General features: G+C 66.9%; 2 protein-coding genes. Both read right to left on the minus strand.

The features are described from left to right. Window positions 1-12: 12 nt before the first annotated feature. Entirely contained in the window at window positions 13-9,003 is an 8,991-nt protein-coding gene (locus C4K39_RS27570; protein ID WP_124347938.1) for a TcdA/TcdB pore-forming domain-containing protein, read from the minus strand. A 114-nt stretch (window positions 9,004-9,117) separates the two neighbouring features. Further along, the gene (locus C4K39_RS27575; protein WP_124347939.1) at window positions 9,118-11,259 is read right to left on the minus strand and encodes a type I secretion system permease/ATPase; all 2,142 of its coding nucleotides are present in this window, start codon (window positions 11,257-11,259) and stop codon (window positions 9,118-9,120) included. Between the last annotated feature and the right edge of the window lies 1 nt (window position 11,260).

Below are 11,260 nucleotides of genomic sequence, written 5' to 3' on the forward strand. Positions count from 1 at the left end.
ATTGCCGTGTCGTCAGGTCAGTGGTGGTGCCAGCAGCGCCTGGGTGGCCTGGCGGTTCTGCGGCAGGTGTTCACGAGCGCCACCGGTGTCGGCGAAGGCCGCCATGGCCCCGCTGAGCTTGGCCAGGCTCGGACCTTCGGCATCGACCAGTGCCGCCAGGTCATTGCTCTCTGGCAAGGCCGGGCGCTCACGCGACGCCAGCTCGAACAACCCGCCCTTGCTCGATCCGGTCTGGGCGAAGCCCTGCAACAGCTGCTCGACGCTGATCACCGCCGAATCGCCCTGCAGCTCGATCTGCAAGTGGCCATGCGCCGCGGCCTGGCTGCCCAGCACCTGGCGCAGCACCAGGGCCGAGCCGGTGCCGGCGTCGGTGAGCAGCACATCGTCGCCCTGGCGGCTGACCAGGATGTCCTTGGCATCGGCCACCGGCATGATCAGGCGATCCAGGGCCTGGCCAGGGTCATCGTTGTCGATCACCACGGTACGGTAGTGCGCCCAGGTCTGCGCACTCAGGCGATAGGTATCGTCAGCACTGCCGCCGTGCAGCACGACACTGTCGATCCCGGCGATCAACGGCGGCACCAGTTCATCCTGGCGGCCGTCGACACCGCCGCCTTGCAGCAGCAGCGAAGAGCCCACTCGCTGGACGTTGCCGTAGTGGCCAAGCTTCTGCGCGCCCTGCGGCTGGACCTGGTACAGCGCCTGCTCCGCCGGGCTGTAGACGTAGGCCGAGTTCGGCGATTCGGCCGCCACGCCGATAAAGCGCAGGTCGCTGGCCGCGGCGATACCGTTACTGGCGAACATCTGCGCGCTGGCGACATCGAACCAGCCCTGGGTGCCGTCACCTTGCAAGGTCAACACGCCCTGGGCCCGCCAATGCCCTGCCACCTCGGCCAGCGCCTCGGGCAAATTGCCCAGCCGCTCGCGCTGCCAGCCCTTGTCCAGCGCCACCAACTGCACCTCGCCCGCATTATTGCGCAGCAGCACCTCGCCCTTGGCCGTGGTCAGCCGCAACCCGGCATCCACCTGCACCGCAGAACGCAGCGGCACGTCGGACAGCAGCGCCGTGGCCGCCGGCACCTGCGCCGAGGCCACGAGCACCTGGTCTGCTGCGAACGCCGTCGCCAGCGCCTCGGCGGACATCGGTGCCTGCAGGTAAAGCTTGCCGCTCTCGGGTTCGAACAGCCGGGCGCTGGCACTGGCGTCGTCGAAGCCGAGGAACTGCAGGGATTTGCCGTGCAACGCAGGTGACGCCACCACCACCTGGCCATTGTGATACCAGACCGGCAACGCCCCCTTGCCATCGGTGGTCTTGGCCCCGAACACCGCCAAGGTCGCACTGCTGCCGTTGACGCTGGCCAGGTCTTGCCACCAGGTCGCCCGCCCCTTGAGCCAATGCTCGTTGACCGCCTCATAGGCCAGCTGGCCCGAGGCCTCGATGCGCGCCACGCGCCCATCTTCGGTCACGGCCACCAGGTGCCCGTTGAGCTCCAGCACGTTGGCCAGGGCCGGCAGGGCCAGGCGCAAGGCGCTCGGCTGGCTGCCGTCGAGGACCTTCTGCCCCGCGCCCTCCTGGCGGAACACCACCTTCTGCTGCTGGCTGTAGAAGAAAAACACCTCCGGGCCTGCGGGCTGCAACATGCTGCCGGCGAACACCAGGTCCGGTGGAATCGGCCAGGCGCTGCGGGGCTGGCCCTGGGCATCCGGTGCGGGTTGCTCACCCTCGGGCGGGGCCAGGTTGGGCTTGATCAGGGTGCCGTCGCTGGTGCGTACCCAGTAGCGGTGCGCCACCTTCGCGTCGTCCAGGCCAAACACCGTCACCAGGGCCGCGGCGCTGGGCTCCAGCATCGGCGCACCGAGGCTGTAGACCGGCGTGGCACGCTCGGTGGCCTGCTCCTGGTAGCCCTGGAGCAAGGTCTTGAGCGTATCGCCATGCTGCTGGCTACGGGCCGACAGTTGCAGCAAGGCATCATCGCCTACCACGCCCACCAGCTCCATGCGATCGCCGAGGATGCGGAAGTTCAGCTCGGCCTCGCGCTCCTTGAGCTGGTAGCGCCGGGCCAGGTAGACCGCGTCGCCCTCTTGCCAGAATCGGCTGATGCGTCCGGCGCTCTGGTTGAACGAGGGCGCGAACTGCGCGTCCACCTTGCCGGTGGCGATCTCGACACGCCAGGCCGCGGCGTTCTCGGCATCGACGAAGTAGGCATGGTCGCCGACCACCGCCCCCAACTGGGCATTGCGAGCCTGCTCCACCTGGGTGTCGGTGAACAGCATGCGCTCCTTGGCGACGTCGTAGAACGCCCGGCCGACATTGCGCCCGCCATGGCTGTAGTTTTCCACCGTCACATACTGGCCATGCAACTGGTGAGCCTTGGCCAACTCGCTCAGGTGCTGTTCGATACGCTGGCCCGGCACCTGCCATTTGCTCGCGTCTTCTTCCACCACCTGGGTGCTCAGGCTCGTGAAATCGACTTCACGCACCTCGCCCTTGGCGTTGACCAGCAGCACCTGGCCGTTGTGCGCCGGATCGAGCTTGACCACCACGCCGCCAACTTTCAGCTGGTCCTTCGCCACGCTGATGGACTGGTCCGCCAGTTGGCTGGTGTCGATGATCCAGCGCGACGCAACCGTGCCGGCCTCGCTGGCGAGTTCGACCTGGGCGCCTTCGTTGAGCCCCACCAGATAGCGCCCGCCGGAGCCCTTGACCTGGTAGTTCAGGTAGCCATGCAACTCCTTGGGCAACTCGGGGACGATCAACTGCCGGTCGCTTGAGTCCAGCAGCACCTCGACCGGGGTCCAGACGTACTCCTGGCGAATCCGCCGGATGGTCTCCTCGCTGGGGAAGATGTAGAAGTCGTAGTCGAAGCGCCGGTCCTCCTCGAGCCTTCGGATCACGTCGAAACCGGTGTCATGCCGGGTGGTGGCCCCGGGCAGGATCATGTACTCGTAGCTGATGTAGGACTTGGGCGTGCCCGGCAGGATCAGCGCCCTGCTGTCGCCATGCTCCAGGGCCTTGGTGTCCTGGCCGTAGCCGATGCCGCTGCGCACCTCGATCGCCTGGTCACGGTCGTGGATCATCCGCGGGAAGTCCCCGGCCCAGAAGAAGTAGTTGATCGCCCCGGAACCGGTGGAGCCATGGTGGGTACGGTAGATGTACTGGCTGTCGAAACCGATCTGGTTGTTGCGCAGGTCCAGGCGCTTGACCACAGCTCCAGCCAGCGGCACCAGCACCTGCTTGTCCGCATCGTAGCGATAGCCGTTGCCCTTGTAGGCCTGGTCCAGCGCGTCGAAGTAGCGCCCGACCGCCTTGGCGTCCTCGGCCACCGCGCCGAAGGCCTGGGCCAGCGCCGTGAAGCCCACCGCCAGGCCGCCGAGGATCACCCCCGCGCCACCCAGGGCCGCGGCCGCCGTCGAGGCGCCCAGCAGCCCGGCGCCAACCCCGGCGGCGCCGGTGACGAAACTGGCCGAATCGAACGCCAGCTGGGTGCCGAATACCGCCTTCTGCACATCGTTTTCGGCGTGGGCCAGCTCATAGGCATCGAGGCCGACCATGGCCCCGCCGAACAGCAGGCCCGCCCCTTCGTTGACCGTGTGGCCCAGGGTCGAGGCGAAGTCTCTGAGCGAGGTCTGGGCGGCCATGGCTTCGCCACGCAGCGCGGTGCGCACCAGCTCGGTGACCTTGGCCACATCCTGCAAGGTGCCATGGCCGATCTGCGCCAGGCCCAGGTAGCTGTGGATCTTCAGCGCAGTGGCCAGGTCCGGTGCGAGCGTTCCCTGGGCGGCCTCCTGGCGGTTCTTGTCGGCGAACCACTGGATCAGCGTCTGCACCGCGAACCCGGCGTTCAGGCCATCCACCGCCGGTGCTTCGCCGACGCCGGCACGGGGGCGGATCTGCCCGTGCTCCAGGGTGAAGTGTTCGTTGAACACGCGCATGTGCTCATCGACGAACCGGCGAAATTCGACGAAGGTGCCGTCCTCGGTGGCCAGCCAGCGGGGCTCCAGTTGCGGTTGATCGCGGTTGATGAACTGCACCCGATAGCCGCCCTCCTTCGGCTCCTCGAGGGTGCCGATGATCGGTATCCAGTGACCGTCCAGCTGGTGCTCGGCGGCCAGGCGGATGCTGGCGGCCTCGAAGCGCGCGCCCCACTGTTCGGCGTCGAAGGTGGTCAATGCCGCGCCCAGGCGCAGGTCCTCGCTGACCCGCTGCTGGGCGCCCACCGCCTGCTCGACCTGGCGGCGCTGGCCAATGACCCCGGCCAGCTCCTGGGGACGGGACAGATCGGCGACATCCAGGCCGTTGCCCACCGGCACCTGGGCCATCTTGGCGGTGTCGATCTGTACGAGGTTGAAGGCCGGCTGCGACTGGCTGCCGAACGATCCGTAGTGCGCGGCCAGCTTGCGCGTCACCAGGTGCTGCTGCATGGCACTGGCCAGCGCCTGGGTGGAATCGAAGGCAAAGATGCCCACGTTCGGGTCGTAGAAGTAATAGCGCTGGCCTTCGGCCCCTTGTGTGCTGCCTACCATCATCGAGTGATTCTGGGTATTGAGGGCGAACATCGCCGTGCCCTTGCTGGCGGCCAGCCGCGCCACCACCTCGGACAGCTTGAGTTGCCCCACCTCGGTCGAAGCCTGCACCGCGTCGACATTGGAGTGCAGGCGGATCAGGCTGTTCTTGAGCAGGGTCGAACTGCCCGCCTCGGGGTCGGCGGAGGCCAGGAACAGCTTCTGCACCAGGCTGTTGACGCCGGCCTCGCCGCCACTGGCCAGGGCCACGGCCATCGCCCGCACCAGCGGGTAGCAGCGGCCACCGGAGCGGTCGCCCACCAACGACAGGTAGAAATCCTGGGGCGCCAGCTGGCCGAAGACGCTGCCGGCCTTGTGGAAGTCTTCACTGAACACTGCGGTCTGGCGCAGCACCTTGTCGATGTATTCGGCCTGTGCGGTCTCGCTGATGCGTGCGCTCAGGGCACCGCGCTGCTGGGGCGTGAGCGAACCGTCGAGGAACAATCGCTTCATCTCCAGGGACGACATCTTGTCGTCCACCCCGGGAATCTTGATCTGGCGAAAATCCCGCAGGCCGTCGTTGAACGCCGTGCCCCGCGCACCGCGCTGGTAGGCCTCGGCAATGGCATACCGCTCACCGATGCTGCTGGTGCGCTCCTCGCCTCCGCCCTGGATCGCACTATCGTCGGTGCGCACCACCGCGGCGCTGCCCTGGCTGGCCTTGATCTGCTGCCAGAGCCAGGTCTTCTCCACCGAGCCGGCTTCACGCAGGACCGGGTCGTACTGCGCCCGGTAGTAATCCTGGGTGAGATTGAGCTGCTTGATCTGCTGGTCGATCAGGCCCTTGTCGCTGGCCGTGCGCCGCCGATCCTGGAGCTCGAAGCGCTGGTCGACCACCTGCTGGATATCGGCGTTGACCTTGGCCTGGACCTCCTCGCGCAGCCGGTTCCAGGCGGCGATCGCCGGATGATCGGGAGCGAAGTCCCCGCCGCTGTAGACGCCGTCGGCCACCCCGTCGCTCGCCACCCCGAACTGGGCCGCGACCTTCTTCAGGTTCTGGTGCACCTGCTCGCGGTAGGCGGCGAACTCGCTGTGGTTGCGCGCCTGCACCTGGGCATCGGCGGTCTGGATCGCCAGGGGCTCGGCGCCCGCACGCAACTTCGGCCAGACCGTGTGGCCCTCGCGCTGGTACTCCTGACGCTGGAACACCAACTGCCACTGGCCATCGAGGTACTGCATGTAGGCCGCGGCCAGGCCTTCGGCGGTGCCGGCGACCTGATAGTCCTTGTAGTCGACCGCCATCACCACGTTGTCGTACAGCAACGAGCTGTTGACCCGGCCATCGTGGTAGACCCTGAAGGTATCGGCATCCAGGCTGGTCACCACCAGCGAGCAACCGGACAAGGTGCCGGTGAACAGGAAGCTGCCTGCTGCCGCGTGCTTGGGAATGTCCACATAGGCCGGCGCGGCATTGGCCTGGTTCGGCCCGTTGTAGCCGAGGAAGTACGCCGGCACGCTGTCGCCGCCAGCGGCGATCTCGTTGCTGCCATGCTCGGTATATTCGAGCTCGTACAGGTTCGCCGCGACCTTGACCAGTTGCACGTCGCCCTGGGCCGGCAAGCGCCCCGCCTTGACCAGCGCCTCGGCACTGAGGGCGTGGGTCTTGGCGAACTGCACGGGGTCGGCGGCGAACTGCTGGATGTCGGCGCTGCCCTGGCGCGGTTCGAAACCGCTGCCCAGCGATTCCAGCCCGGCCTTGAGCTGCAAGTCCTTGGCAGCCTGCCCCAGCAACGAGGGCATCGGGCCGATGCTGGTAAAGCGCGGAGGGTGGAACTGTTCGCTGGCGGGCAGGCCTTCGTTGACGATGGGCAGCACGCGGGCCATGACCCCGTCGTACAACTCGCCCTGCAATGCCTGCTCGTGGCCTTTGGTTTGGAAGCGGTCGAACATCTGCAACAAGTCCTGGCCAATGCTGCCCGCGCCCTGGGGCTCGTAGCGGGCGGCGACATACAGGGTCTCGAAGAACGAGTGATAGCCGTTGCGGATCATGAAGGCCGCATTGGCCATCTGGAACTGCCAGTACTGTTTGACGCTCAGCGCGCCACCGAACAGCTCCGGCAAGGCATTGCTGACGGTCTGGGTGGTGCCGGAAATCCCGCCCACGAACGGCGTGTCCAGGTCGTTCATGTAGCGGGTGGCGACATTCTCCGGGTCAGGACGGAACTGGTTGTAGCTGCGGTACTTGTCGTCCTCCACCAGCCAGGTGGCAGCGGCCTGGGCCTGCTCCGGGTGGGTATTGAGGATCAGGTAGGGATCGGGCTGGTTCAGCCGGTTGTTGATCACCACCTTGTCGGCGCCACCGGGCGGGGCCAGTTGGGCATGGGCATTGATCGGTGCCGCAGCCTTGCCCAGGCTGTCGGCCAGCGGGCGCAGGGCATGGAACAACGCCTGCTTGCGCAGGCTGCGGCCCTGCTCGCTGGCCAGCAACTGCTCGACCGCCGGGCGTAGCGATGCATCGATGGGTTCCAGGATCGCCGGGCCGCGTAACAGCAGGTCCAGCACCTTGGCGTCCAGGGCACGCTGCACCGCCACGGCATCGAACAACTGTATTCGCGGATTACCCGGATGCTGCGCCGCGTTGGCCGCGGCCACCCGCTGGTTCTCGGTATCGACCGCACGCGCCTGCCAGGGCTCGTACAGCGGCGCCAGCAGCAACCTGGCCTGGGCGATGTCGCTTTGCACATAACCACCGTCCAGGGCCTTGGCCAGTGCCGGATCGTCCGCCAGGCGGGCTGCCAGGTCGAACAGCAGTGCGTCGCCGTCGGCGCTGTGCCAGGCCGACGCGGCGAACGCCTGCTCCCAGAGCACCTTGTTCAGGTTGTTGCCCTTGATATCGCGCAGGCTGGCGCGGCTGTGTTCCGGCTTCAACACCCCGGCCGGGGTGATGTGGTTGCGTTCGAGCAAGCGGCCCAGTTGCTGGACGAAAGTCGCGCGTTCGCTGCTGCCCTCGAACAGGCGGCTGGCCTTGATACCACCGTTGCGCAATTGCTCCAGCTTGTCGAAGAACGCCGCGTTGTATTGATACAGGGCATCGGTCTGCGCCTGGCTCAGGTGGCTGCTGCTGACCTTGTCGCCCTCGACGGTGATCAGGGCAAACGGCGTTGCCGCGCGGTAGCCACCGTCCTGGGGCATTTCCAGCAGGTACTGGCGCTCGGTGAAACCCACCGAGCGCTCCAGCTCATGGATGTTGACGAAAACGCCGTCACGATCGGGGTGGTAACCGTGCTGGCGATAGTCTTCAAGGCCAATGGTCTGGAAGCTGGCGATATCCGCGTTCTGGTTGATCAGCTCGCTCAAGGCGCTCCCCAGCGGCACTTCGCGGCTGACGCTGGTGCCGGGCGACTGGCCGGAAACCTGGATACCGACCTGGTTCGGCACCTTGCGATCGACCCCGGTCAGCAACAGTTTGCGGCCGTTACCCAGCACCTGGGCCTTGAAGCCTTCACGCAGGGTGCTCTCCGACACCAGGTGGTTGGCGAAGTACTGCTCGACGAAGGCGGTCTTGACCAGCACCGAGCGGATCGGCGCGTAGGTCGGCGAACGCCGGGACGGCGGCTCGCTCTTCAGGCGGTACTGCTGCTGCCAGGCCAGGGAGCGGGCCGCGGTGCCGAAGGAGAAGTTCAGCACGCCGTCGGTGGGCACCACCAGCTTGCCGTGGTCGAGGAAGAAATCCTTGAAGCGCCCGTCGGTGCTGGGACTGACCAGCGCCACGTTCATGCGGATGTAGCCGGGACGTTCCTCCATCAGCAGCAGCGAGAGGTTCACCGGCAGCTCGTCGGAACTGCGCGGCGGCTTGGCCAGCACTGCCAGGCTCGCAGCCTGTTGCGCGGGCGCGGCGTCGAGCAGGCTCGCGTAGCGGGCACTGACGTCCTTGTAGGCCTGCAACTCGGAAAACAGGGTGACGTAGGACTGGCTGAAGGTGGAGTCGGCCACCTGGATGGCCAGCTGCTGTTCCAGGCGTTTGATCCGTCCCTTGAGTTTGTCCTGCTTGGCCTGGGCACTGGCCACCAGGCTCTTGTGCTCCAGGCGCTTGGCGCCCTCGGGGCTGAGCACGCCCAGGGCCTTGAGCCAGGTCCGCTCGTAGTGGCTGGTGGCCGTCTGCTGGCGGCTGTAGAGCAGGATGTCGCGGTCCAGTTGCTGCTTGTAGGCGCTGGTCGCCGGGGTGTCGGCAATGGCGTTCATCTGCTCGCGTCGTTGTTGCAGGGTCTTGAGCTGGTCACCGATCGAGACCGGGTTGTCCTGCATCTGGTAGTGCTGGGCGGCCAGCACGCTGAGGGTGCTCTGCTGCATGTCCAGCAGGCGCTCGCCGACCTCGGCGATGTAGCTGGCGCGCTCGTCGGCACTCATGTTGAACCATTCGGTCTGCCTGCCGGACGCCTTGATCTGCTGGTCGACCAGGGTATTGAGCAGGCGCGTGAAGTCCTTGGACATAAAAGCCATTGCGGTGATCCTCTGTCTGTCTTACGGCGGCCCTTGGTGTCGCCAAGGGCCCTCTAGGGAGATGCGGGGTGGGGAGACATGGCTGGTTGGTGAGCCCTCCTGCCGTTGGTGGAATCAATCGTTCATCTGCAAGGCCCATTGCCGGGCGTACAGGCCGTCCAGGGCGAGCAGTTGTTCGTGGGTGCCCTGTTCGAGTACCCGCCCCTGGTCGATGACCAGGATGCGGTCGGCGTGGCGCAGGGTATTGAGGCGATGGGCCACGCTGATCACCGTGCGGCCGCGGGCGATGTCCCGCAGGTTGGCCATCACCGCGGCTTCCGACTCGTAGTCCAGGGCGCTGGTGGCCTCGTCCAGCAACAAGATCCCGGGGTTGCCCAACAAGGCCCGGGCCAGGGCGATGCGCTGGCGCTGGCCGCCGGATAACTGGCCGCCCCGCTCGCCGACCTGGGTCTCGTAGCCCTGGGCCAGGGCCTCGATGAAATCGGCCGCGCCCGCCAGGCTGGCCGCGTGCCGGACCTCGGCATCGCTGGCCTGGGGCCGGCACAGGCGGATGTTCTCGGCCACGCTGCCGGCGAACAGCACGCTTTCCTGGAGCACCACGCTCATGTTGCGACGCAGGGCCACCGGGTCGGCGATGGCCAGGTCGATGCCGTCCACCAGCACCTGGCCGTGCTGGGGCACGTAGAGCCGCTGCAACAGGCGGGTCAGGGTCGACTTGCCGGAACCCGAAGGCCCGGTGACGCCGACGAACTCCCCCGGACGGACCTCCAGGTCGAGGTTGCGCAGGATCTCCTGGCCGTCTTCCTCGTAGCGAAAGCGCACGCCCTGGAACTTCACCGCGCCCTGCAACGCCGGCACCGAGGCCAGGCCGCCGCTGCCGCTCTCGCATTCGGTGTCGAGGATGTCGCCCAGGCGCCGCAGGGAAATCAGCGTGTGCTGGAAGTCCTGCCAGACCTGGGCCAGGCGCAGGATCGGCTCCACCACATGCCCGGCCAGCATGTTGAAGGCCACCAGTTGCCCCGGGCTCAGCCGCCCGTCCAGCACCAGCATCACCCCCCACCACAGCAGCAGCGCAGAACACAGCTTCTGGATCAGGCCAATGCCCTGCCCGGCCCAGATACCGACGATGCGGGTGTGGAACGCCGCACGTACATAGGCCGCCAGTTGCCGTTGCCACTGTTGCTGGAAGCCGCTCTCGATAGCCCCGGTCTTGATGGTCTCGATGCCGGTCACGGCCTCGGTAAGAAATGCCGTGTTGGCCGCATTCAACTCGTACTCCCGCAGGGCCCGGCTACGCAGCAAGGGCCCCACGCACAACCAGAACAGGAAATACAGGGCCAGGGAGCCCACCACCACCCAGGTCAACAGCGGCGCATAGGCGTACATCACGGCGATGAACAGCCCGCAGAAGGCCAGGTCCAGCACCAGGGTCAGGGCCGAGCCGGTGAGGAACTGGCGGACCTGCTGCATCTCGCCGACCCGGGCGATGATCTCGCCGGTCTGCCGGCCCTGGAAGTATCCCAGTGGCAGCTGGACCAGGTGCTGGTACAGGCGCGCGGACAACTCGGCGTTGATCTTGCTCGCCACGTTGCTGAACAGCCAGGAACGCAGCAGGCCGAACAGCGGCTCGAACAGCGCCAGGGCCAGCATGGCGATGCCCAGCACTTGCAGGCTGGACATACCGCGGCTGACCAGGACCCGGTCGATGATGTTCTCGAACAGCAACGGCGTGACCAGCGCCACCAGTTGCAGCATCAGCGAGACCAGCAATACGCTGCGAAACTGCCGTGCGTGCTTGAGGATCGAAGGCAGGAACCAGCCGACTCCGAAACCCTGGGTCCGGGGCTCGACATGCCGCTCGGCCAGCAGCAGTACCCGGCCATGCCAGAGCCCGGCAAGCTCCTCGCCGGACAGGCTCTGGCACTGCCCCTGCAACGGCCAGAACAGCCGCAGCCGGTCACCGTCCACCGCGTCCAGCACCGCCCAGCCCCGGGTAGTCTCCAGCAATGCCGGCAACGGCAGGTTGTGCAGGCGCCCCAGGCGGCTGTGCACCGCCCGTGCCCGCAGGCCGATCCAACCGGCGCAGCGCCGCAGGTCGAGGCTGTCGGCCAGGCCCTCGACCCGGCCCAGGCGGTGCTGCAACTGCGCCACGCTGATGCTCAGGTCGAATCGTCTGGCGGCCCAAGCCAGTGCATGCAGGCCAGTATCGAGCATCGTCGGCGCCTGTTCGACGGCGGGATTGAAGGCTGTGCTCATG

Source organism: Pseudomonas sessilinigenes (assembly GCF_003850565.1).
Classification (GTDB): domain Bacteria; phylum Pseudomonadota; class Gammaproteobacteria; order Pseudomonadales; family Pseudomonadaceae; genus Aquipseudomonas; species Aquipseudomonas sessilinigenes.

Bases quoted from the DNA above. Each gene is read 5' to 3' on its own strand.
- C4K39_RS27570 (WP_124347938.1), bottom strand. From the start codon at position 9,003: ATGGCTTTTATGTCCAAGGACTTCACGCGCCTGCTCAATACCCTGGTC.
- C4K39_RS27575 (WP_124347939.1), bottom strand. From the start codon at position 11,259: ATGAGCACAGCCTTCAATCCCGCCGTCGAACAGGCGCCGACGATGCTC.